Consider the following 20,224-nt stretch of genomic DNA (forward strand, 5'->3'; position numbering starts at 1 on the left):
CTGCTTCAGACCGTCACCAGGTCCACCCCATCGAACAGGTGGCGGCCGGGGGCCTCCGGCGAGGGATCGAACCAGTACTGCTCCACCAGCGTCAGGAAGGCCTGCCGCGGCAGGCGGCCGGGGGGCAGCCCCAGGGCGGCGAGCATCCGGTCGAGGTTGGCGGCGATGCCGGCGGTGGAATGGCCGTAGGCGGCGGCGAAGGCGGCCAGGTCGTCGAGCTCGAGCTGGCCATCGCCATCGAGGTCGATCACGTCGAAGAAGCCGCCGGCGGAGCGGGCCATGAACTCCCGCGCCGCCTGGGGATCGGCCTGGAAGGCGGCGAACACGCGGCCATGGGAGGCGAGGAACTCCTCCCCATCCACCGTGCCGTCGTGGTTCCGGTCGCGGCGGGCGTTCTCGTGCCGGTAGGTGTCGAGCAGCAGCCCCAGCAGATCCGGGAAGCGGCTGGGCCGGCCCTGCCAGCGCCGCGCGATCCGCACCGCCACCGGTTCGAAGTCGCCCTCCAGGGTGTGGCGGCCGTCGCCGTCGCGGTCGTAGAAGCTGAACAGCCGGCGGTAGCGCCGCACCAGTTCGGCCGGCAGGGGCAGGCTCGACATCCACCGGGCGGCAGGAGACGTTGATGGTACCGGGGCTGCCCGTGCATACCCTTCAGGCTCTGCCTGTCGCCCGATGGCCCCCGATTCCGAGCGGTTGCGCGCCCACCTGGCCGGGATGGTGGATGTGCTGGAGCGCCTCAGCGAGCACCCCGACGACGTGCCGGGGGCCATCGAGCTGCTCAACCTCACCTATGAAACCCCTTACGCCGAGGCGGCCCGGGCCCGGCTCAAGGCCGAGCCCGCGGTGGCGGCCCTGGTGCGGGAGCGCTACTGGGGCCCCTGGCCCGCCGTCGATGAGCTGGCCCACTACCCCCAGGGCAGCCTGGCGGAGTGCCTCGGTCGCCACCTGATGGCCGAAGGGCTCGATCTGCTGCCGGCCCCCGAGGGGATCGCCCATCTCGCCGATGACGACCAATACCTGCAGCTGCGGATCCGCGCCACCCACGACCTCTGGCATCTGGTGACCGGCTGCCCCACCGACCTGGCCGGCGACGTGGCGATCAACGGCATCGGCGCCCGGCAGCTGTACCACCCGGGGGCGGCACTGCTGATCTGCGCCGATCTGCTGTCGCGGGCCCTCAACCCGCCCACCACCCCGGACCTGGCGGAAGCGATCGCCTATGGCCTGCGGCTGGGCGGCCGCTGCGCGCCCTTGCTGGCCCAGCGCTGGGAGGAGGGGTGGGGCGAGCCGCTGGCCGCCTGGCGCGACCGGCTGGGGATCAGCGCCGTGCTGGCGGAGAGTCCCTTCCTCAGCCGCGACCCGGGGGCGTGAGCCGGCCAGACCCGTCTCCTGAGGTGGGGATCAGCAGGGCCACCAGCACGAGTCCGGCGGCGAACAGGGCGGTGCCATGCCACTGCCAGCTATCCCAGACATGGGCCACCAGCAACGAGCAGAGCGCCGCGCCCAGGTAGGCCGTGAAGAACAGCCAGCCGCCCAGCCGGGTGCGGGCCGTCCCATCCAGGGACAGCACGGTGGTCTGGTGGGCGACGTAGGTGCCCTGCACCCCCAGATCCAGGCAGGCCATGCCGATCACCAGGCTCACCAGGGAGCCGGCGCCGAAGGCAAGCAGCAGCAGGCCGGCCAGGCCCAGCAGGCAGCCGGCCCGCACGATCAGTCCCGGGCCGTGGCGGTCCACCAGCCGGCCGATCGGCCGGGCGGCGGCGATGCTCACCAGGCCCACCAGCCCGAAGGCGCCGATCGCCGCAGGGCCGAACCGCCACGGTGGTGCCGCCAGGTGCAGCGCCAGGCCGCTCCAGATGGCCATGAAGGCGCCGAACAGCAGGGCCTGGCGCAGGCAGGCCTGCCGCAGGGCGGGATGGCGCAGCCACAGCCGCAGCTGGGACCGCTGCAGGGCCAGGTAGCCCAGGGGCTGCGGTGGCTGCTGGCGGGGCAGCCGGTGGCGGAACAGCAGGGCCACACCCAGCATCAGCAGGGCCGAGAGGGCGTAGATGGCTCGCCAGCCGGCCAGCTCCGCCATCACCCCGCTGAAGCTGCGTGCCAGCAGCAGGCCGCTGAACTGGCCGCTGAGCAGGGTGCCGAGCACCTGGCCGCGCCTGGCTTCCGGTGTGAGTTCGGCCAGGAACGGTGGCAGCAGGTAGGGGACCAGGGCGCAGAGGCCGACGGCGAAGAACGCCGGCAGCAGCAGCTGGAAGCTGGGTGCCAGCACGATCGCCAGGCAGGCCAGGGCCATGCCGGCGGCGGACAGCACCAGCAGCCGGCGCCGCTCCAGCCGGTCGCCCAGGGGGAGCAGCAGCAGCAGGCTGGCCGAGAGCCCCCACTGGGTGGCCGCCGGCACCAGCACGGAGACTCCGGCGTCGAGGCCCAGGTCGGCGGCGATCGGGGGCAGCAGCGACTGGCTGTAGAAGGGATTGGCCACGCTGACGCCCACCGCCAGGGCCAGCAGGGGGAGTGGCGGCAAGGGTCTGGGCTGGGGCCGCTTCAGATCCACAGGGTCATGCCGGATCCAGGTTCAGAGACGGGGCCTGTGGTGGCATCCACCACAGGAAGCAGCCTGGCGCCCCGAACTGACACCAGCGTTTACATGCTGTTACAATTCACGAAACAAGCTGAAACACACATGACCGACTCCTCCTCCCGCTTCGGCTTCGTCGCCTTCGCTGAAACCTGGAACGGCCGCCTCGCCATGCTCGGCTTCGTGATCGGCCTCGGCACCGAGCTGCTCACCGGCCAGGGGATCCTCACCCAGATCGGCCTGGGCTGATCCAGCGACGGCCCAGCACTTTCCCTCTTCCCCCCTGTCCGACCCATGACCAACACCCCCGCCAACGACGCCTTCCTCCAGGGCGACAGTGAGCGTTCCATCCACATGGAGCAGCTCAAGCGCGTCGAACTCTTCAACGGCCGCGCTGCCATGCTTGGTCTTGTCATCGGTGTGCTCACCGAAGCCATCACCGGCTCCGGCATCGCCCACCAGATCGGCCTCGGCGCCCTGACCGACGGCTACGCCGCCTGCCGCACCCAGTTCCTGCCCTTCTGCTTCTGATCGCTCCGCTGCCGATGCTGCTCCCGCCCCCCTTGTGTCCCTTCACGGCGGCCCGGATCGCCGGTCTGCAGGCCACGGTGCTGCTGCTCCTCACCCTGCTGATCAAGGCCCGGGTGCAGATCAAGGCGGCTTCGGCCCTGGGCCTGTTCCTGCTGGCCCTGCAGACCCTGGTGTTCCTGGCCGCAGCCGGAGCCCTGGGCCTGGTGGCCATCGGCGGAGCGGCCCTGGCCCTGACCCGTCCCCGCTCGGCCGCCGCCTGAGAGCACCCCAGCCATGACCGCCCTGCTGCAGCCACCGCTGGGGGAAGACGCCCTCCGGGCCCTGTTCACCAAGCCCTACGGCGCCCCGGGGCCCACGCCGGAGCAGTGGCGGGCGCTCTACCACGGAGCGGTCCACTTCACCGACCCCACCCAGGAGCGGCAGGGCCTCGAGGCCTACATCGTGGCCCAGGAGGGGTTGCTGCAGCGCTGCGATGACGTCTTCCTTGAGCCGGGTGCCGTTGCCCTGAGCGGTGACACCGCCTTCGTGGAATGGACGATGGGCCTGAAGATCAGGGGCATCGAATTCATCTATCCCGGCGCCAGCCGTCTCCGCCTGGGAGCCGACGGCCGGATCATCGACCATCGCGACTACTTCGACTTCGTCGGCCCCACCTTCACCCCGGTGCCGCTGGTCGGAGGTTTCGTGCGCTGGCTCTACGGGCGGTTCGTGGCCTGAAGGTTCCGATCAGCCAGCCCTGCGCCTGACGAAGGAGGGGGCAGACGGCGCGATGCAGGGTGCTCACGCCGAAATGGCCTCCATCCCGCTCAACGGCCGGAGCCTGCGACGGGCGCCTGGCCCGGCCTTGCTGATCGGTGAGGCCGGGACCTCCGGGCCGGGCGATGCCCGGTGAGGCGCGCCAACCGGGCCAGTGGCGTGCTGGCGCGGCGCAAGGCCTCCCGTTGCCGCTCGCGGTAGAGGCGATCCACCGCTTCCATGGCCGCCGGGTCGTCATGGTCATGGACGCCGTAGAGCAGTCCGGTGATGCGCTCCGCGTCCATGGCCTCTGCGGCCGCTTCCTGCCAGAGGCGCTCGCTCAGGGAACGGTCGCCCCGTCGGAACTGGGCGTCGGCCAGCTGGCGGGTGAGTGCGAACACCAGCTGACGTTCCTTGAAGGCGGAGAAACTGCCTTCGAACTGATGGGGAAAGCTACCGCTGGCCATGGGGGTGTCCTGCCGCTGGAGTTCTCCCCTCAACTGTATGTTCTGCTACAGGTTTTCAGTCCCCACTGCCTTTCCTGGCCCTCGCCTGCAGGGTGCCCGCACCATAAGGGTGGGAGTTCTTCCTGCGTTGAGGCCATGTCCCCCTTCCCATGGCTGGTGATCGTCCACGCCTTGGCCGCCACGGTGTGGACCGGCGGCCACCTGGTGCTGGATCTGGGTGTGCTGCCGAGGGCCCTGCGGGAGCAGAGCGCTGATCGCATCCGTGATTTCGAGGTGATCTTCGAGCCCCTCGGCCTCACGGCCCTCGCCATCCAGGTGATCACGGGCCTCTGGATGGGCTCGATCCTGTTGCCTGGCTTCGACGGACTGTTTGACCCAGCGAGCCCGATCGGTGTGCTGGTGGGCACCAAGCTGCTGCTGCTGGGCGCCACCGCCGCCCTGGCCGTGCATGCCCGGCTGCGGCTGATCCCCAACCTCACGGACACCAACCTGGGCGGCCTGGCCTGGCACATCCGTGCCATCACCGCCCTGGCGATCGCCTTCGTGGTGGTGGGTGCCCTGATCCGCCTGGGTGGCGTGCTGGGCTGAGGGGCCCGATTCCTTCTTCGCAGGTGAAAGGGCACGGACTTCCCCTGCCCGGTGGAAGGTGGCTGCAGAACGACGTCATGTCCTTGCCGCCCATGTCCATCCCCATGATCGATCTCCCCTTTCTGGCGCAACTGCTGGTGGCCCTGTTCGTGGTCGCCACCCTGGATGGCCCGCCGCCGGTGGAACCCGCCCAGGAACCGCCTCCCAGGGAGCCGGAGCCGCTTGAGCCGCTGACGGGTGGCTGGTCGGCGGAGACCGACCTCCACGCCCAGCGCCTCCTGCGGCTCGAGAAACGCCGTGACACCTTTGCCTCCCAGCCGTGACCGGCCAGACGGATCAGGTTCCTACAGTCTTTCAGCGATCGGCCACGCACCAGGGAGTGGGCGCCATGCTCGAAGCTGTCGACCAGAAGGCTCTTTTCGATTACTGGCACGACCGTGTCCGGCTGAAGAACCTGCCGCGCATCGGCGCCCAGGCGCATGTGCCGACCCAGGTGCTGCGGCATGAGTGCACCAACTACGACGAGCTCAGACACCTCAAGGCCGTTCAGGACCTTGATGAACTGGAGCGCTGCCGTGTCATCGCCATCATCAAGTACGAGTGCACCGCCAAGGTGCTGCAGCGGCGCACGGGACTGCTGAGGGACTACGCCCGGCAGTGTGAAGCCAACAGCCTGACGCAGCAGAAGGAACGCTCGCGCCTCGGCGCCCTGCTGCAGAGGCTCAAACAGGCGCTGCGCGGCCAGCAGATCAAGATCGATCGCCTCGAAGCCCGCCTCCAGGCCCTGGAGGCGGAAAATGCCGCGCTTCGCTCCGAGCAGCAGCAGTCGAAGGCCGAGCTGCAGCTGCAGAAGGAGCTGGTTGCCCTGCAGCGGGCCCTCGATGCCGAGGTGGAACGTCGCCGCCAACTCGCCAGGAACAACCAGAGCCTCGGCGGCCGTGTCGCCCACACCGATCGTTACCGGCGCCAGCGCGACGAACTGCAGGAGGCGCTCAGGGCCGAACGTCAGACCACCCGGCAGCTCCGCGGGGAGCTGGAACGGCTCCGGGCCGGGGAGCATTTGGGCCTCGGCCTGGCCGAGTAGGGCCATGGCCAGACCCCCATCCCCCCGCTCCGGGACTGCCCGAACCAAGCCGCCCACCATCACCGAGCTGAAGCGCGAGGTCCTGGCCCTGGCCGGTGTCTCCAGCACCCGGGAGCTCAAGCGCACCAACCAGGACCTGCGCCATCTCGATTTCCGCCTCAAGGCGAGCTGGGGTACCGCCCTGCAGGTGCTCCAGCAGGCGGTGGCCGCCTATCCCGACTGGGACACCCAGCCACCCGAGGAGTTCAGGGAGCTGTTCGCGGCCATCGATGAGGCCAGTGAGGCCTATGGCCAGTCGATCGAGGAGGGCCTGAGGCTCAGCGCCCAGCTCCAGAAGGCGGCCGACGATCTGGAGTCCCTCTCCGGCGAGCTGCTGGAGGAGGCCGCCGAGCTCAGGACGGTCCAGGCCGCCTCCCGCCGTCAGGCGCGCCAGCGCCGGCTCAACTGAGTGCGTCGCGTCGCGTTGCGGTTCCGGTCCAGGCGGCTGAGAAAGACATAACTGGCGAAGCCGATCACGACCATGGCGAGCATGAAGGCCGGATAGGAGACACGCCAGTTATCCGGGCCTGTGATCATCGTCCACTCGGACATGCCGCCGATGCCTGCCAGCAGGGTCAGCGGCATGAAGATCGTCGTGATCAGTGTCAGGCGCCGGACCGTGGCGTTGGTGTCGTTGGCGGCCTTGGCCATCTGATTGTTGAGCATCGACAGGTACATCTCCATCAGGCTGGTGACGATGTCCCGGTACGACTCGGTGACTTCATAGAAACGCACCAGATGGTCGTAGATATCGCGATAGTGGTAGATCGCCTTCACGGAAACCAAAGGGAAATCCCCCCGGCAGATCTTGCTGAGGATCTCCCGTTCGTGAAACAGGCTCTTGCGCAGCCGCAGCAGGTAGCGCCTGAATCGGATCAGTTCGGCGGGTTTGAAGCTGGCCGGATCCGCCATCAGAGCTTCTTCCACTCCATTCAGCTCATCCTCGAGGGCCTCGATGGCCACGAACTTCTGATCGACGACCTGATCGAGGATCAGGTGCATGAGGTGGGACGGGCCCTGGCGGGCCTCTTCGATGCCCCTCTCGACCATCTTCTCCACCCCATCGAGGTAGGAGCGGTGACTGGAATCAAGATGGCTGATGCTGACAAGAAACCGCTGACCGAGGAACAGGTTGATTTCACCCACCTCAAGGGCGCCATGGCCGTATTGAAATGTGTTGAAGAGGATGAAGGTGTTGTCTGGGTAATCGTCGATCTTGGGAATCTGATGATCATCGAAGCAATCCTCGATCGAGAGCGCATGCAGGCCCAGCAGGCCGATGAGCTGGTCCAGTTCGTCCCTGCTGGCCTCGCGGAAATGCAACCAGGCGAAACCGTCCACGTCGCTGGCGCTCACCGCCTCCACGGCCGACGCCACACGCTTCGCCGGGCCCGTGCGGCCGATCCGATAGAAGCTGGCGTCAGACATCTCCTCCATCGTGTCACGGCCATGGCTTCGGTTTTGGCAGGCTGAGCGTTCCGCTTTCTGACCGGATGCCCCACCACGCCGATCGCCCCACCAAGACCTGCCCGGTCTGCGGCAGACCGTTCCAGTGGCGCAGGAAGTGGAAAGACAACTGGGAGGACGTGCGCTATTGCTCCGAGCGCTGCCGGCGCCATCGCAACCGCGCCCGCCCGGATACCAGCGAAGGCCCTCAGATCTCGAATTCCGCCACCAGCGCCGCATGATCCGACCCCGGATCGACGACCCGGTCCGACGGTGATTCGGAGACCGACGGCAGATGGTCGCCGGCCAGCACCGTCCGCGCCACGGGGATGTTGCCGGGATTCACCAGCCGGTGGCTGGCCAGGATGTGGTCGATCAGTTCGCCCCGTCCCTGGAAGCGTCGGCTGAAGGGGGCCTCGCTTGGGGGTTCACCGTTCGGCCCGGCATTGAGCAGCGGCGCCAGGTTCCAGAGGCGGTAGCCATCGCCCCTGTCGCCCCGCCGGAATCCCTCGGTGCCCAGTTCGGAGCCGCTCGGCCCCTGCAGGATCTGGGTGGTGGCGGCGTCTGTCGCATCGTTGAGATCGCCGCAGACCACCACCGCCTTCTGGCGACCCAGCCCTTCCTCCGGATCCGATGATCCGGCGCAGCCGGAGAGAATCTGGTTGACCCGATCCCGCAGCGTCAGCGCTTCGGTGGTGCGCCGGTACAGGCCGTAGGCGGCATAGCGATAGCGTTCGTTCTCGTCGTTCGGGGCGAACTGGCTGCCTTCCACCAGCCCCTTCTGGCGCGCGTAGGAGATCAGCTTCGACTTGAAGTGGGCGGTGATGATCCGCACCGGGTGCCCCTCGATCTCCACCACCACCTCCAGGGCGCCGCGTCCCAGTGAGGCGGTGAGGGACTCATCCGCGGGGGTGGCGGGATCATCAAACACCGGATCCCTGGCCTGGACGGGGAAGATCATCTCCGGAAAGGCCACGATCGAGCGGCTGGTGCTGAAGGGATGGCGGGACAGGACGGCCACGCGGATACCGCGGCCGTCTGGTTTGCCCTCGATGGCATGGGGCAGGGGGTTGGTCAGCGCCCCCTGCAGTGCCTGCAGGGCCCCGTCCGGGCCGATTTCCTGCAGGGCGAGCACGTCGGGCCGCTGGCTGTCGATCACGGCGGCGAGCGTGGCGAGCTTGGCCTGGAAACGGGCGTGCACCTGCTCGCTGGCGCCGGCCTCGGGGAGGAACAGGTTCTCCACGTTCCAGCACATCAGGGTGAAGCTGGCCATCGGCTGTCTCGGCAGGGGGTCAGGACAGGATCAGGTTGGAGGCTGAGAACTGCACGGGCCCCATCAGCATCACTTCGAAATCGCTGGTGCCGTTGCCGTCGAGATCTCCCTGCAGGAGGGCGTTGGTCTGCCAGCGATTCTGTTCCAGCCGCAGCTGGCCTGCCTCCCCGTAGAACGCCCTGGAGCCGATCCAGGTGAAGGACTGAAGGCCCGCTCGGCGGCTGTCGGCGTCCACCCTCGAGAGGTCGATCCTGTCGTCGGCGGCGAAGTCGGTGATGACATCACGCCGCTCCGGGCTGCTCAGGCTGCTGTCGGCGCGGACATAGACGAAGGTGTCCCGGCCGCCTCCGACCAGACCTTTCCACTGGGCCGGCGCTCCGGGCAGACCGAAGAACGCCAGGTCGCGGAAACTGTTGGGGGCGGACCAGTTCGGGGCCAGAGGGGCACCAGCCAGCCAGTCAGCTCCGTAGCCACCCGAGATGATGTCGTGGCTGCCGCTGCCGACGATGCCGTCATTGCCGCTGGTGCCGATGCTGGAAGGGGCCAGCGCTCCGATCGTGAGGCTGACATTGGCAATGGCGGCAACCGTGAAGGTGCCGTAGTAATCGTCCTTGGAAGCAGTATAGAAACCGACGAAGTTCGGGTTGCCGGCCGTGGGTGATGTTCCGGCCGTGTCGGGGAGTGGTCCGGCGGCGTTCTCCCGGGCCGCCTGGGCGCGGAGGGTCGTGGTGTAGGCGTTCGATTCAAAGGAATAGTTCGGATTCGGTTTGTCCGCACTTGGATCGGCATTGGTGTAGCCGTAGTTCCATACATTCCAGTTGTGGGCATAGAATTTCTCGCCCGCTGGCTGGGGCACCAGCGCCCCCTGCTTGCCATTCATGGCGGTCCAGGAGGTGTTGGTGGAGAAGTCGAAACCGAAGGCCGGATAGGTCTGCTGGGGATTCAGGCTGCTGGCGCCGGCGGCGAGCGGGTAGCCGAAGGGGGAGGGCCCGTAGGGCACCTCCTCGAGGAACTGGATCCAGCCCGCGGGGGCATTCGGCGGCCAGTAGGCCGGTTGCCCCAACTGAACGGCATTGGCCATGATCACCTGCTGCTGCCAGAGCCGCATCGGGCCGACGAACCGCCGGTTTGGGGCATCCCAGAGGTTCGAGGCCGTCCCGACACCTGTTCCCGAGGCGGCACTGGTGACGAATCCACCCGGCGGCAGGGCGGCGAAATCCGTGGCAATGGCGGCCGCGTTCAGGAAGCCGAAGTTGTGGATCGTTCCCGAGCTGTCGGTGATATTGGTCTGGATCGGATAGGCCCAGTCATCGATGTAGGACATGTCAGCGGAAAAGCCGCTGCCATCGATTGTGTATTCGTAGAAGGAGAAGGGCGCTGAGATGTTCCAGCCGATCGGTTCCTGGCCAGGGTTGGCGAACAGCGTGGCGGAGCTCGAGACGTAGATCCTCATCTGAGGAGCCGCCAGGATCTGAACGCTGTTCAGACCCGGGGAGAGGGTGTTGCTCTGGCCGGGCTGGAGCGGCTCAACGCTGAACCCTGGGCCGACGACGTAGTAGTAGAGGCTGCCTCCTGACTGGTTGTTGATGGTCAGGGAGGCGGTGGCCATGGTCCAGCTCGATACCCGAATCCAACGTAGGTGTCACCGGATGGACGTCAGCCAGCGGTTGCTGCGTTGCAGTCCTTCGTCGCAGTCGCCCTGCATCAGCAGGCCCGCCCCACCCCACAACAGCCGCGGGGCCAGATCCAGCGGGCCGCCAGCCAGCTCCCGCAGCGGCGTGAAGCCGAGCCGCCGGAAGTAGCGCACCAGCCGCCGGTGCTGCTGCTCCCCATCGCGGATCGCCAGCAGGCGCGCCGAGCGGCAGGGCGTCTCCTCCAGGGCCCAGGCGAAGGTGGCCGCCCAGATCAGCGGCCCCACGGCTTCGCTGCGCTCCCCCTGCACCCGCATCGTGTCGAGCCGCAGGCCATCGGCCAGCGGCAGGCACCACCCCTTGAGCTCCCCCAGCAGCAGGGGCGGCTGCTCCGCCCGGGCCCGGGCCACCCCCACCCGCAGCCCCCGCACCCCCGCCACCCCCTGCACCTGCAGCCGCAGCAGCAGGCCGCGCTCCCGGGCCTGCCGCTCCAGAACCTCCAGGTTCAGCATGGTGCGCCGCCCGGCGGCGGTGGCGGAAAGAGCTCGGCGGCGAGCACCGCCTCCAGCGGCAGCGGTCCGTGGATGTGGGGGAAGCATTCGCCGCTCTCCGGGGCCGGCTCCCAGAGCAGCGGCGCGGTCAGGCGCCGGGGATCGATGGTCAGCAGCAGCACCTCCCCCGCATCGGCATAGAAGCGCCCGTAGGTGGCCTCCACCTGGTGGGAACCGCTGGCATGGATGAAGCCCACCTCCTGCAGCGACTGGCCGCGGGTCGAGCGCTCGTACACACCGCGAGCTTTGGCGTCCCGCCATTCGTTGGCCAGGGCCAGGTGATAGATCCACTGCTCGGAGCGCCAGGGCCGGCGGGGCGCCCAGGGCCCGGCCATCACCGCCGCCAGTTCGGGCCCCTGCAGGAAGCGCTGCAGCCAGTCCTGCAGCGGAGCCAGATCCTCCTGACGGTCGAACCCCTCCGGATCGGCGAGCCGGAACTGGCGCACGAAGGGCAGCAGGGCCATATCGGCCAGGGACGTCCGCCCCCCCACCAGCCAGCCGCCGGCCTCCAGGGCGGCGCTCCAGCCGCGCAGGATCGCCAGCGCCTCGGGGCGGTGCTGCTCCCGGTCGTCGCCGGGATGGCGCTCGGGGTACTTGAAGCGATCGAGATGGTGCTTGAACGAATCGTCGTTCTCAGCGATCAGGGCGGCGATCCGGGCCCGCTCCCGCCCAGCGGCTTCGGTGCTCCCCAGGCGCCGCAGGTCGTCGGGGTCGTGGCGCTCCAGGGCCCACGCCATCACCGACAGGCTGTCCGGCAGCACCCGGGCGGCCCCCTGGGGATCGTTGCCGGCGTCGGGCGGCAGCACCAGGGCCGGCACGGTGGCGGTGGCGGAGGCCTCCAGCAGCTCGGGGGGCTTGCGCCCCAGGTGCACCTCCCGCAGTTCGAGATCCACCCCCGGCGTCAGCCCCGCCGCCGCCAGGGCCAGCCGCGCCCGGATCGCGTAGGGGCAGCGCCGGAAGCTGTACAGGATGGGCAGGCGCGGCGCCATCCGCTCAGCCGCCCACGCCGGGCATCACCCGGCCGATGTGGGTCTCACCGGACGCCTGCGCCCGTCCCATCTGGCGCTGGCGTTCGGCGAACCGCTCCCGGTCGGCGTCGGAGAAGCGACCGATGCAGTGGCGGCAGCTCACCCCGGCCACGTAGCTCTCCAGGGCCAGGTCGGCGGGGGCCAGGGGCAGGCCGCAGGCATGGCACACGTGATACGTCCCCGGCTGGAGTCGGTGGTCGAGGGCCACCCTCTGGTCGAACACGTAGCACTCGCCGTGCCAGCGGCTCTTGGCCTCCGGCACCTGTTCGAGGTAGTTGAGGATCCCCCCCTGCAGCTGCAGCACGTTGTCGAAGCCCTGGTTCAGCAGGTGGGCGGTGGCCTTCTCGCAGCGGATGCCGCCGGTGCAGAACAGGGCCAGCCGCTGCGGCCGCCGCTGGGCCACCAGGGGCCGCAGGTGCTGCTCCACCCAGGCGGGAAAATCGCGGAAGTGCTCGGTGCCGGGGTCGATGGCGCCAGCGAAGCTGCCCAGGGCCACCTCGTAGTGGTTGCGGGTGTCGATGGTCAGGGTGCCAGGATCCTCCAGCAGGGCATTCCAGTGCTCGGGGGGCACCGGAACCCCTGTTCCCTTGGACGGCTGGGCCGAGGGCTCGGCCATGGTCACGATCTCGGCCTTCAGGCGCACCTTGAAGCGGTGAAACACCCGCCCTTCGGCCTCACTGCGCTTCACCTCCAGGTGCGCCAGGCGTGGGTCGGCCTGCAGCAGCTCCAGCAGGGCGGCCACGCCGGAGGCCGATCCGGCGACCGTGCCGTTGATGCCCTCGGTGGCCAGCAGGATGGTGCCCAGCAGGCCGGCCTCGCTCCCCAGCGCCAGCAGCCTGGTTTGCCAGTCGGGCAATTCCTCGCTGGCCAGGGGGACGAACCTGTAGAAGGCGGCGACCTGCACCCTCAGCGGCCGGCGGCGGCCGCGAGCGGCGGCTGCTCCAGCTGCACCCGCACCCCGGCGGCCCGCAGCAGCTCCTGGTCGCTGGCCACCGCCGGGTTGGAGGTGGTGAGCAGGGTGTCGCCATAGAAGATCGAATCGGCCCCCGCCAGCAGGCAGAGGATCTGGGCCTCCCGCCCCAGCTGCTCGCGCCCGGCGCTGAGGCGCACCCGGCTGTGGGGCATGAGGATGCGGGCCGCGGCCACCATCCGCACCAGCTCCAGGGGGTCGACCGCTGGGAGACCTTCCAGCGGGGTGCCCTCCACCGCCACCAGGGCGTTGATCGGCACGCTCTCGGGGTGGGGATCCATGGTGGCCAGCACCTGCAGCAGCCCGGCCCGGTCGTCCGGCGTCTCGCCCATGCCGATGATGCCGCCGCAGCAGAGGTCGATGCCGGCGCCCCTCACCCGCTGCAGGGTGACGAGCCGCTCCTGGTAGGTGCGGGTGGTGATGATCCGGTCGTAGTGCTCGGGGCTGGTGTCGAGGTTGTGGTTGTAGGCGGTGAGTCCCGCCTCCGCCAGTCGGGCCGCCTGGCCATCTGTGAGCATGCCGGCGGTGACGCAGGCCTCCAGGCCCAGCTCCCGCACCCCCCGCACCATGGCGAGCATGGCGTCGAAGGGGGCACCATCACGGATCTCCCGCCAGGCCCAGCCCATGCAGAACCGGTGGGCGCCGGCCGCCTTGGCCTGCCGAGCGCGCTCCAGCACCGGCCCCACCGCCAGCTCCGGCCGGCCGCCCACGTCGCTGGGGTTGTGCATCGACTGGGGGCAGTAAGCGCAGTCCTCCTCGCAGCCCCCGGTCTTGACGCTCAGCAGCGACGCCAGCTGGACGTGGTAGCCGGGATTGGCGCTGCGGTGCACCGCCTGGGCCTGCCAGAGCAGATCCATCAGGGGCAGGTCGAGCAGGTCCTGGATCTCCTGGCGGGACCAGTCGTGGCGCAGGCTCATGGGGCGTTCTCCACACCGTTCTGGACGCCACTCTGGACGCCACCGAAGCGGCGCTGGCGCCCCTGATAATCCAGCAGCGCCGCCAGCAGGGCCTCGGTGTCGAAGTCGGGCCAGAGCACGTCGGTGATGTGCAGTTCGGCGTAGGCCAGCTGCCAGAGCAGGAAGTTGCTGATGCGCTGCTCGCCGCTGGTGCGGATCAGCAGGTCGGGGTCGGCATCGCCGGCGGTGAACAGCTCGGCGGCGAAGATCTCCTCGTCGATGCGGGCCGGGTCAAGCTCGCCGCGGGCCGCCTGCTCGGCCAGACGGCGGGCCGCCCGGACCAGCTCACTGCGGCCGCCGTAGTTGGTGCAGACGTTGAAATGGATGCCGGTGTTGCCGGCCGTGCGCTCGGTGGCGTCGTTGATCAGGACCCTGAGACCCTCCGGCAGGGGATCGAGGTCGCCGAGGAAGCGGATCCGCACCTGCTGGCGCTCGAGCGCCTCGAGCTCCTTGGCCAGCACCCGTTCGAACAGGGCCATCAGAAAGGCCACCTCCTCCCCGGGCCGGGTCCAGTTCTCGGTGGAGAACGCGTAGGCGGTGAGGGCGCCGATGCCCCAGTCGCTGCAGTGGCGCAGTGTGCGCTTGAGCACCTCCACCCCGGCCCGGTGTCCCATGGCCCTGGGCAGACCGCGCTGGCGGGCCCAGCGGCCGTTGCCGTCCATGATCACCGCCACGTGGCGGGGCAGCCGAACCGGATCGAGCTGGGCGGGCAGCTGATCGGGATCGGACGATGGAGTGGTCGCCAGGGCGCGACTCATCCGCGATGTTCCGGCGGGTCCGCAGCCACGCTACGCCCCGTGGGAGCGGTGGCCAGGGCGTCGGTGAGCAGGTCGTGAAGCCGGCTGCTGGTGATCGGCCGCTCCAGCCGCCCCTGGGAGGCGAGCGAGAGGGTGCCTGTCTCCTCCGAGACGACGATGCAGAAGCAGCCGTCGTGGCGCTCGGTCAGCCCCATGGCGGCCAGGTGGCGGGTGCCGTAGCGGTTCAGGCCCTGGCGCGAGAGGGGCAGGATCACCCCGGCGGCCACGATGCGGTTCTTCTGGACCAGCACGGCGCCGTCGTGAAGGGGCGTGTCCACCGCGAAGAGGTTGAGCAGCAGGTCGACGGAAAGCTGGGCGTCGATGCGGATGCCGGGGTTGAGGAAGTCCTCCGGGCGCAGATCACTGCCCAGGTCGAGGACGATCAGGGCGCCGCAGCGCGCCTGGGAGAGGCGGCCGGCGGCCTCGGTCAGCAGGCTCACCGACCCCGAGGCCAGCTGGTCCCGGCTGCGGTCGGCGAACAGCACCCCGAGGCGTCCGGTGCCCAGCAGTTCCATCAGGCGCCGCAGTTCCCCCTGCCACAGGATCGCCAGGGCCAGGCTGCAGGCCAGCACCAGCGCATCCACCAGGCTGCTGGTCAGCGGCAGGTTGGCGTAGCGCTGGACGAACCAGGCCAGCGCCACCAGAAACAGGTAGCCGCGCAGCAGCCACAGGGTGCGCGCCTCCGTGACCCTGCCGAGCAGCAGGAGCCCGAGCAGGGAGGCGAACAGAAGATCCAGCAGCAGGCGGAAGTCGATGAGCCGCAGCCAGATCACAAGACAAGGGAGGGGCAGGCCGGTTCAACGGGTGGCCGCCTGTCCGGCTCAGGATACCGGCAGGAGCCGGTGGGGCAGGACGTCGTAGCGCAGTAGGTCTTCCGGCTGCTCGCGCCGCTGCACCACGTCCGCCACGCCGTCGTGGACAAGTACCGCCGCCGGCCTGGGGATGCGGTTGTAGTTGGACCCCATCGCAGCGTTGTAGGCCCCGGTGGCGAACACGGCGAGCACGTCGCCGGGGCTGGTGAGCGGCAGGCGGACGTCGTGGAGCAGCACGTCGCCGGACTCGCAGTGCTTGCCGGCCACGGTCACCGCCTCAGTGGCCTCCGCCAGCGGGCGGTCGGCCAGGGCGGCCGTGTACAGCGACTGGTAGGTGATCGGCCGGGGGTTGTCGCTCATTCCCCCATCCACCGAGATGTAGGTGCGCAGGCCGGGGATCTCCTTGCGGCTGCCCAGCGTGTAGAGCGTCATCCCCGCCGTCGCCACCAGGGAGCGGCCGGGTTCGCACAGCAGCCGTGGCAGCGCCAGCTGGCGCTGGCTGCAGGCCTCGGCCACCGCCGTGGCCACCACCCGCACCCACTCCTGGATGCTCGGCGGGTCATCGGAGCCCACGTAGCGGATGCCCAGACCGCCGCCGACGTTGAGGTCGCCGCAGGGGTGGCCCAGGGAGCGGGCCAGGCCGAGGGCCTCGGCCATCACCCCGGCCAGGTCGCGGTGGGGTTCGAGCTCGAAGATCTGGGAGCCGATGTGGGCGTGCAGGCCATCCACCCGGGCCCAGGGGCAGGCGGCCAGGTGCCGCAGCACCGCCTCCAGCTGGTCGGGGTCGAAGCCGAACTTGCTGTCGAGGTGGCCGGTGCGGATGTACTCGTGGGTGTGGCACTCGATGCCCGGGGTGAACCGCACCAGCACCCGCACCGGCGCAGGCCGTCCGGCCGCCAGGGTGGCGAGCAGGGTGATGTCGTTCCAGTTGTCGAGGATCACCGTCACCCCCCGCTCGACGGCGAGCTGGAGCTCCTCGGCCGACTTGTTGTTGCCGTGGAAGACGATCCGCTCGGCGGGCATGCCGCCCTGCAGGGCGGTGAGCAGCTCCCCGGCCGAGACGGCATCGAGGCCGAGACCTTCGGAGGCCACCAGGGCCGTGATGGCGAGGGAGCTGTTGGCCTTGGAGGCGTAGAGGGCCAGGGCCTCGCCGGGGTAGTGGGCGGCCAGGGCCTCCCGGTAGGCCCGGCAGGTGGTGCGCAGGGTGGCCTCGTCGAGCACATAGAGCGGTGTGCCGTAGGTGCGGGCCAGATCGCTCAGCAGGCAGCCCCCCACCTCCAGACGGCCCAGGGCATCAAGGCGGGCGGTGAGCGGGGCCAGGTTGCGGTTGGGGCTGAGCGGATCGCCGCCGTGCTCGAAGGGCCCCCCGGGGGCGATCGGCGCCGCGGGGACGGGAGCGACCGGATCGGTCGCCGGGGAGGCGCTGGTCACCATGGCGGCCTGTGCGGGGAGGGGGTCACGATGTCCGATCGTAAGGATGTTCGTGTCCAACGGCCGTGCCGGCACCACCTCCGCCACCGCTGCCCGCCCCGACCCTGTGCCCGCTGGTTCCAGCCGATGCCCTGGACTGCCTGGCCCTCGACCGGGCCGCCCTCGGCGGTCTCTGGAACCTGGAGCAGTGGCGGCGGGAGCTGGAGGAGGAGGGCCGGCCGGGCCTGGGGCTGCGCCGGGGCTCTGACCTGCTGGCCATGGCCAGCGGTTGGCTCGTGGTCGATGAGCTCCACATCACCCTGGTGGCGGTGGCCCCGGACGAGCGCCGGCGGGGGCTGGGGCGCCGGGTGCTGCAGGAACTGATGGGCGCCGCCCGCGCGCGGGGTGCCACCCGCGCCACCCTGGAGGTGGCGGCCGGAAACGGCCCGGGGATCGCGCTGTACGGGGCCCTGGGGTTCCGCACCGCGGGCATCCGTCATGGTTACTACCGCAATGGAGAGGATGCCCTGATCCAATGGGTCAACCTGGCAATGTGCTCCTGACAATGTGACAGGGGTGTGGATAACCGTAGATTGCTATACCTATTTCTGCTGATTCCTGGCACTTCGTTTGTGTTCTGGTCCGTCTGAGCGCCTGCGGCACATGGGTTTCGCCTGAGAGTGCTCCCGACCTCCCACGCGGCCCTTCAATCCTGATAGGTTGGTCCCACTTGCATCTGGTCCCGCCCCATGTTCGAGCGGTTTACCGAGAAGGCCATCAAGGTGATCATGCTGGCCCAGGAAGAGGCCCGCCGCCTCGGCCACAACTTCGTCGGCACCGAGCAGATCCTGCTGGGCCTGATCGGCGAGGGCACCGGTGTCGCCGCCAAGGTCCTCAAGTCGATGGGGGTCAACCTGAAGGACGCCCGGGTCGAGGTCGAGAAGATCATCGGCCGCGGCTCCGGCTTCGTCGCCGTTGAGATCCCCTTCACCCCTCGTGCCAAGCGGGTGCTGGAGCTCTCCCTGGAGGAGGCCCGCCAGCTGGGTCACAACTACATCGGCACCGAGCACCTGCTGCTGGGCCTGATCCGCGAGGGCGAGGGCGTGGCGGCCCGGGTGCTCGAAAACCTCGGCGTCGACCTGGCCAAGGTGCGTACCCAGGTGATCCGCATGCTGGGCGAGACGGCTGAAGTGGCCTCCGGCAGCTCGGGCAAGGGCTCCACCAAGACCCCCACCCTCGACGAATTCGGCAGCAACCTCACCCAGCTGGCGGCCGAGTCCAAGCTCGACCCCGTTGTGGGTCGCCAGAACGAGATCGACCGGGTGATCCAGATCCTCGGCCGCCGCACCAAGAACAACCCCGTGCTCATCGGAGAGCCCGGCGTCGGCAAGACCGCCATCGCCGAGGGCCTGGCCCAGCGGATCACCCAGGGCGAGATCCCCGACATCCTCGAGGACAAGCGCGTCCTCACCCTCGACATCGGCCTGCTGGTGGCCGGCACCAAGTACCGGGGTGAGTTTGAGGAACGGCTCAAGAAGATCATGGAGGAGATCCGCTCCGCCGGGAACGTGATCCTGGTGATCGACGAGGTCCACACCCTGATCGGCGCCGGTGCCGCAGAAGGCGCCATCGACGCCGCCAACATCCTCAAGCCGGCCCTGGCCCGGGGCGAACTGCAGTGCATCGGGGCCACCACCCTCGATGAATACCGCAAGCACATCGAGCGCGATGCGGCTCTGGAGCGCCGCTTCCAGCCGGTGATGGTGGGCGAGCCCTCCGTCGTCGACACGATCGAGATCCTCAAGGGGCTCCGCGAGCGCTACGAGCAGCACCACCGCCTCAAGATCAGCGATGAGGCCCTCGTCGCCGCCGCCACCCTGGGCGACCGCTACATCAGCGACCGCTTCCTGCCCGACAAGGCCATCGACCTGATCGACGAGGCCGGCAGCCGCGTGCGCCTGTTGAACTCCAAGCTGCCGCCGGCGGCCAAGGAAGTCGACAAGCAGCTGCGCGGCGTCCAGAAGGAGAAGGAGGACGCCGTCCGCCAGCAGGACTTCACCAAGGCCGGTGAGCTGCGCGACAAGGAGGTCGAACTGCGCGACCAGATCCGCACGATCCTCCAGGCCCGTCGCGATGACGAACCCGCCGGCACCTCCTCCGGCGAGACCGACACCCCGGCCCTGCTGGGCGGCCCCGTGACCGACGACGCCAGCGAGGAAAGTCGCTCGCCCCTGGTCACCGAGGAGGACATCGCCCAGATCGTCGCCTCCTGGACCGGCGTGCCCGTCCAGAAACTGACCGAGAGCGAGTCGGTGAAGCTGCTGAACATGGAGGAGACCCTCCACCAGCGCCTGATCGGCCAGGACGAGGCCGTCAAGGCCGTGTCCCGGGCCATCCGCCGGGCACGGGTCGGCCTCAAGAACCCCAACCGTCCGATCGCCAGCTTCATCTTCTCCGGCCCCACCGGCGTCGGCAAGACGGAACTCACCAAGGCTCTCGCCGCCTATTTCTTCGGCAGCGAGGACGCCATGATCCGCCTCGACATGAGCGAGTTCATGGAGCGCCACACCGTCAGCAAGCTGATCGGTTCGCCTCCGGGCTACGTGGGCTTCAACGAGGGCGGCCAGCTCACCGAGGCCGTGCGCCGTCGTCCCTACACCGTGGTGCTGTTCGACGAGATCGAGAAGGCCCACCCCGATGTCTTCAACCTGCTGCTGCAGCTGCTGGAGGACGGCCGGCTCACCGATTCCAAGGGCCGCACGGTCGACTTCAAGAACACCCTGATCATCATGACCTCGAACATCGGTTCGAAGGTGATCGAGAAGGGTGGCGGCGGCCTCGGCTTCGAGTTCGGCGGCGGCGACGTGGAGGAAACCCAGTACAACCGCATCCGCTCCCTGGTCAACGAGGAGCTCAAGCAGTACTTCCGCCCGGAATTCCTCAACCGTCTCGACGAGATCATCGTCTTCCGCCAGCTCACCCGCGACGAGGTGAAGCTGATCGCCGAGATCATGCTGCGGGAGGTCTTCGCCCGCATGCAGGACAAGGGCATCGGCATGTCCGTCACTGAGGCCTTCAAGGAGCGCCTCGTGGAGGAGGGCTACAACCCCAGCTACGGCGCCCGTCCCCTGCGCCGTGCCGTGATGCGCCTGCTCGAGGATTCGCTGGCGGAGGAATTCCTCTCCGGCCGGATCGGCGAGGGCGATGCCTGCCTGGTGGATGTCGACGACGACAAACAGGTGGTGATCCGCAAGCAGACCATCACCCCGCCGCTGCCGGAGCTGGCCAGCGCCAGCGCCTGATCGATCGCGACCGGGATCGGCCGACTTCTACATTT

At 69.2% G+C, this 20,224-nt stretch carries 25 protein-coding genes; 12 read left to right on the top strand and 13 right to left on the bottom strand.

Annotated elements, in window-relative coordinates; genetic code table 11:
* Positions 1 to 5 precede the first annotated feature (5 nt).
* Positions 6 to 596: an EF-hand domain-containing protein gene (locus KUG38_RS16435; protein ID WP_216923462.1), complete on the bottom strand. Its 591-nt coding sequence runs from the start codon at positions 594 to 596 to the stop codon at positions 6 to 8.
* 73 nt (positions 597 to 669) lie between these two features.
* Here KUG38_RS16435 and KUG38_RS16440 point away from each other — a divergent pair, with 73 nt between their 5' ends.
* On the top strand, positions 670 to 1,368 hold the full coding sequence (locus KUG38_RS16440) for a Coq4 family protein (protein WP_216923464.1): 699 nt from the start codon (positions 670 to 672) through the stop codon (positions 1,366 to 1,368).
* Here KUG38_RS16440 and KUG38_RS16445 read toward each other — a convergent pair.
* Entirely contained in the window at positions 1,346 to 2,515 is a 1,170-nt protein-coding gene (locus KUG38_RS16445) for an MFS transporter (protein ID WP_216923466.1), read from the bottom strand. The genes KUG38_RS16440 and KUG38_RS16445 overlap by 23 nt on opposite strands.
* A 159-nt stretch (positions 2,516 to 2,674) precedes the next feature.
* Between KUG38_RS16445 and KUG38_RS16450 the strand changes: the two genes are divergently transcribed.
* Genes KUG38_RS16450 through KUG38_RS16465 form a run of 4 tightly spaced genes read left to right on the top strand, consistent with a single transcriptional unit; the run spans position 2,675 to position 3,817 of the window.
* Positions 2,675 to 2,818 carry a CAB/ELIP/HLIP family chlorophyll-binding protein gene (locus tag KUG38_RS16450; protein ID WP_216923468.1) on the top strand — a complete coding sequence of 48 codons (144 nt, stop codon included), beginning with the start codon at positions 2,675 to 2,677 and terminating at the stop codon, positions 2,816 to 2,818.
* 45 nt (positions 2,819 to 2,863) lie between these two features.
* Entirely contained in the window at positions 2,864 to 3,100 is a 237-nt protein-coding gene (locus KUG38_RS16455) for a chlorophyll a/b-binding protein (RefSeq protein WP_094585176.1), read from the top strand.
* 14 nt (positions 3,101 to 3,114) lie between these two features.
* On the top strand, positions 3,115 to 3,360 hold the full coding sequence (locus KUG38_RS16460; RefSeq protein WP_190611683.1) for a hypothetical protein: 246 nt from the start codon (positions 3,115 to 3,117) through the stop codon (positions 3,358 to 3,360).
* Between the two features lie 13 nt (positions 3,361 to 3,373).
* Positions 3,374 to 3,817, top strand: coding sequence for a nuclear transport factor 2 family protein (locus KUG38_RS16465; RefSeq protein ID WP_216923470.1), 444 nt, complete (start codon positions 3,374 to 3,376; stop codon positions 3,815 to 3,817).
* Between the two features lie 89 nt (positions 3,818 to 3,906).
* On the opposite strand, the gene KUG38_RS16470 is transcribed toward KUG38_RS16465, so the two are convergent.
* Complete coding sequence (locus tag KUG38_RS16470) at positions 3,907 to 4,302, bottom strand: hypothetical protein (protein ID WP_216923472.1); 396 nt, start codon at positions 4,300 to 4,302, stop codon at positions 3,907 to 3,909.
* 135 nt (positions 4,303 to 4,437) lie between these two features.
* Here KUG38_RS16470 and KUG38_RS16475 point away from each other — a divergent pair, with 135 nt between their 5' ends.
* The 4 genes from KUG38_RS16475 to KUG38_RS16490 all read left to right on the top strand — a co-directional run bounded on the left by KUG38_RS16475 (position 4,438) and on the right by KUG38_RS16490 (position 6,422).
* Positions 4,438 to 4,890, top strand: a complete 453-nt coding sequence (locus KUG38_RS16475) for a CopD family protein (RefSeq protein ID WP_216923474.1) — start codon at positions 4,438 to 4,440, stop codon at positions 4,888 to 4,890.
* 92 nt (positions 4,891 to 4,982) lie between these two features.
* On the top strand, positions 4,983 to 5,213 hold the full coding sequence (locus tag KUG38_RS16480) for a hypothetical protein (RefSeq protein ID WP_216923476.1): 231 nt from the start codon (positions 4,983 to 4,985) through the stop codon (positions 5,211 to 5,213).
* A gap of 65 nt (positions 5,214 to 5,278) precedes the next feature.
* The gene (locus tag KUG38_RS16485; RefSeq protein ID WP_216923478.1) at positions 5,279 to 5,974 is read left to right on the top strand and encodes a hypothetical protein; all 696 of its coding nucleotides are present in this window, start codon (positions 5,279 to 5,281) and stop codon (positions 5,972 to 5,974) included.
* Positions 5,975 to 5,978: 4 nt separating this feature from the next.
* Positions 5,979 to 6,422 (top strand): hypothetical protein, encoded by a 444-nt coding sequence (locus KUG38_RS16490; RefSeq protein WP_216923479.1) that lies wholly within the window; start codon positions 5,979 to 5,981, stop codon positions 6,420 to 6,422.
* On the opposite strand, the gene KUG38_RS16495 is transcribed toward KUG38_RS16490, so the two are convergent.
* Positions 6,395 to 7,369 (bottom strand): magnesium transporter CorA family protein, encoded by a 975-nt coding sequence (locus tag KUG38_RS16495; protein ID WP_353617851.1) that lies wholly within the window; start codon positions 7,367 to 7,369, stop codon positions 6,395 to 6,397. The two genes, KUG38_RS16490 and KUG38_RS16495, sit on opposite strands and share 28 nt — an antisense overlap.
* Positions 7,370 to 7,506: 137 nt before the next feature.
* On the opposite strand from KUG38_RS16495, the gene KUG38_RS16500 reads away from it, so the two are divergent.
* Positions 7,507 to 7,701 carry a DUF2256 domain-containing protein gene (locus KUG38_RS16500; protein WP_216923483.1) on the top strand — a complete coding sequence of 65 codons (195 nt, stop codon included), beginning with the start codon at positions 7,507 to 7,509 and terminating at the stop codon, positions 7,699 to 7,701.
* On the opposite strand, the gene KUG38_RS16505 is transcribed toward KUG38_RS16500, so the two are convergent.
* The 9 genes from KUG38_RS16505 to lysA are packed head-to-tail and all read right to left on the bottom strand — an operon-like array spanning position 7,668 to position 16,911.
* A complete protein-coding gene (locus KUG38_RS16505; RefSeq protein ID WP_216923487.1) occupies positions 7,668 to 8,732 on the bottom strand; it encodes an endonuclease/exonuclease/phosphatase family protein in 1,065 nt (354 codons plus the stop codon). The two genes, KUG38_RS16500 and KUG38_RS16505, sit on opposite strands and share 34 nt — an antisense overlap.
* A 19-nt stretch (positions 8,733 to 8,751) precedes the next feature.
* Positions 8,752 to 10,341 (bottom strand): M10 family metallopeptidase C-terminal domain-containing protein, encoded by a 1,590-nt coding sequence (locus KUG38_RS16510; RefSeq protein ID WP_216923488.1) that lies wholly within the window; start codon positions 10,339 to 10,341, stop codon positions 8,752 to 8,754.
* A gap of 33 nt (positions 10,342 to 10,374) precedes the next feature.
* The gene (locus KUG38_RS16515; protein WP_216923489.1) at positions 10,375 to 10,875 is read right to left on the bottom strand and encodes a hypothetical protein; all 501 of its coding nucleotides are present in this window, start codon (positions 10,873 to 10,875) and stop codon (positions 10,375 to 10,377) included.
* A complete protein-coding gene (locus KUG38_RS16520; protein ID WP_216923490.1) occupies positions 10,869 to 11,903 on the bottom strand; it encodes a DUF952 domain-containing protein in 1,035 nt (344 codons plus the stop codon). Before KUG38_RS16520 ends, KUG38_RS16515 begins: the two co-directional genes overlap by 7 nt.
* Before the next feature lie 4 nt (positions 11,904 to 11,907).
* Complete coding sequence (gene trhO, locus KUG38_RS16525; protein ID WP_216923525.1) at positions 11,908 to 12,852, bottom strand: oxygen-dependent tRNA uridine(34) hydroxylase TrhO; 945 nt, start codon at positions 12,850 to 12,852, stop codon at positions 11,908 to 11,910.
* Positions 12,849 to 13,829, bottom strand: coding sequence for a biotin synthase BioB (bioB, locus tag KUG38_RS16530; protein ID WP_216923491.1), 981 nt, complete (start codon positions 13,827 to 13,829; stop codon positions 12,849 to 12,851). Before bioB ends, trhO begins: the two co-directional genes overlap by 4 nt.
* Positions 13,826 to 14,626 carry an undecaprenyl pyrophosphate synthase gene (gene uppS / locus KUG38_RS16535; RefSeq protein ID WP_216923492.1) on the bottom strand — a complete coding sequence of 267 codons (801 nt, stop codon included), beginning with the start codon at positions 14,624 to 14,626 and terminating at the stop codon, positions 13,826 to 13,828. Before uppS ends, bioB begins: the two co-directional genes overlap by 4 nt.
* Positions 14,623 to 15,438, bottom strand: a complete 816-nt coding sequence (gene cdaA / locus KUG38_RS16540) for a diadenylate cyclase CdaA (protein ID WP_094585192.1) — start codon at positions 15,436 to 15,438, stop codon at positions 14,623 to 14,625. Before cdaA ends, uppS begins: the two co-directional genes overlap by 4 nt.
* 48 nt (positions 15,439 to 15,486) lie before the next feature.
* Entirely contained in the window at positions 15,487 to 16,911 is a 1,425-nt protein-coding gene (gene lysA / locus KUG38_RS16545) for a diaminopimelate decarboxylase (protein ID WP_286196153.1), read from the bottom strand.
* 62 nt (positions 16,912 to 16,973) lie between these two features.
* Here lysA and KUG38_RS16550 point away from each other — a divergent pair, with 62 nt between their 5' ends.
* Positions 16,974 to 17,450: a GNAT family N-acetyltransferase gene (locus tag KUG38_RS16550; protein WP_216923493.1), complete on the top strand. Its 477-nt coding sequence runs from the start codon at positions 16,974 to 16,976 to the stop codon at positions 17,448 to 17,450.
* Positions 17,451 to 17,636: 186 nt separating this feature from the next.
* The gene (locus KUG38_RS16555) at positions 17,637 to 20,189 is read left to right on the top strand and encodes an ATP-dependent Clp protease ATP-binding subunit (RefSeq protein WP_190611664.1); all 2,553 of its coding nucleotides are present in this window, start codon (positions 17,637 to 17,639) and stop codon (positions 20,187 to 20,189) included.
* The last annotated feature ends 35 nt before the right edge of the window (positions 20,190 to 20,224 follow it).

The sequence above is a fragment of the Synechococcus sp. CCAP 1479/9 genome, assembly GCF_019038535.1.
Classification (GTDB): domain Bacteria; phylum Cyanobacteriota; class Cyanobacteriia; order PCC-6307; family Cyanobiaceae; genus Cyanobium.

Bases quoted from the DNA above. Each gene is read 5' to 3' on its own strand.
- KUG38_RS16435 (WP_216923462.1), bottom strand. From the start codon at position 596: ATGTCGAGCCTGCCCCTGCCGGCCGAACTGGTGCGGCGCTACCGCCGG.
- KUG38_RS16440 (WP_216923464.1), top strand. From the start codon at position 670: ATGGCCCCCGATTCCGAGCGGTTGCGCGCCCACCTGGCCGGGATGGTG.
- KUG38_RS16450 (WP_216923468.1), top strand. From the start codon at position 2,675: ATGACCGACTCCTCCTCCCGCTTCGGCTTCGTCGCCTTCGCTGAAACC.
- KUG38_RS16455 (WP_094585176.1), top strand. From the start codon at position 2,864: ATGACCAACACCCCCGCCAACGACGCCTTCCTCCAGGGCGACAGTGAG.
- KUG38_RS16460 (WP_190611683.1), top strand. From the start codon at position 3,115: ATGCTGCTCCCGCCCCCCTTGTGTCCCTTCACGGCGGCCCGGATCGCC.
- KUG38_RS16465 (WP_216923470.1), top strand. From the start codon at position 3,374: ATGACCGCCCTGCTGCAGCCACCGCTGGGGGAAGACGCCCTCCGGGCC.
- KUG38_RS16470 (WP_216923472.1), bottom strand. From the start codon at position 4,302: ATGGCCAGCGGTAGCTTTCCCCATCAGTTCGAAGGCAGTTTCTCCGCC.
- KUG38_RS16475 (WP_216923474.1), top strand. From the start codon at position 4,438: ATGTCCCCCTTCCCATGGCTGGTGATCGTCCACGCCTTGGCCGCCACG.
- KUG38_RS16480 (WP_216923476.1), top strand. From the start codon at position 4,983: ATGTCCATCCCCATGATCGATCTCCCCTTTCTGGCGCAACTGCTGGTG.
- KUG38_RS16485 (WP_216923478.1), top strand. From the start codon at position 5,279: ATGCTCGAAGCTGTCGACCAGAAGGCTCTTTTCGATTACTGGCACGAC.
- KUG38_RS16490 (WP_216923479.1), top strand. From the start codon at position 5,979: ATGGCCAGACCCCCATCCCCCCGCTCCGGGACTGCCCGAACCAAGCCG.
- KUG38_RS16500 (WP_216923483.1), top strand. From the start codon at position 7,507: ATGCCCCACCACGCCGATCGCCCCACCAAGACCTGCCCGGTCTGCGGC.
- KUG38_RS16505 (WP_216923487.1), bottom strand. From the start codon at position 8,732: ATGGCCAGCTTCACCCTGATGTGCTGGAACGTGGAGAACCTGTTCCTC.
- KUG38_RS16510 (WP_216923488.1), bottom strand. From the start codon at position 10,341: ATGGCCACCGCCTCCCTGACCATCAACAACCAGTCAGGAGGCAGCCTC.
- KUG38_RS16515 (WP_216923489.1), bottom strand. From the start codon at position 10,875: ATGCTGAACCTGGAGGTTCTGGAGCGGCAGGCCCGGGAGCGCGGCCTG.
- KUG38_RS16520 (WP_216923490.1), bottom strand. From the start codon at position 11,903: ATGGCGCCGCGCCTGCCCATCCTGTACAGCTTCCGGCGCTGCCCCTAC.
- bioB (WP_216923491.1), bottom strand. From the start codon at position 13,829: ATGAGCCTGCGCCACGACTGGTCCCGCCAGGAGATCCAGGACCTGCTC.
- uppS (WP_216923492.1), bottom strand. From the start codon at position 14,626: ATGAGTCGCGCCCTGGCGACCACTCCATCGTCCGATCCCGATCAGCTG.
- lysA (WP_286196153.1), bottom strand. From the start codon at position 16,911: ATGGTGACCAGCGCCTCCCCGGCGACCGATCCGGTCGCTCCCGTCCCC.
- KUG38_RS16555 (WP_190611664.1), top strand. From the start codon at position 17,637: ATGTTCGAGCGGTTTACCGAGAAGGCCATCAAGGTGATCATGCTGGCC.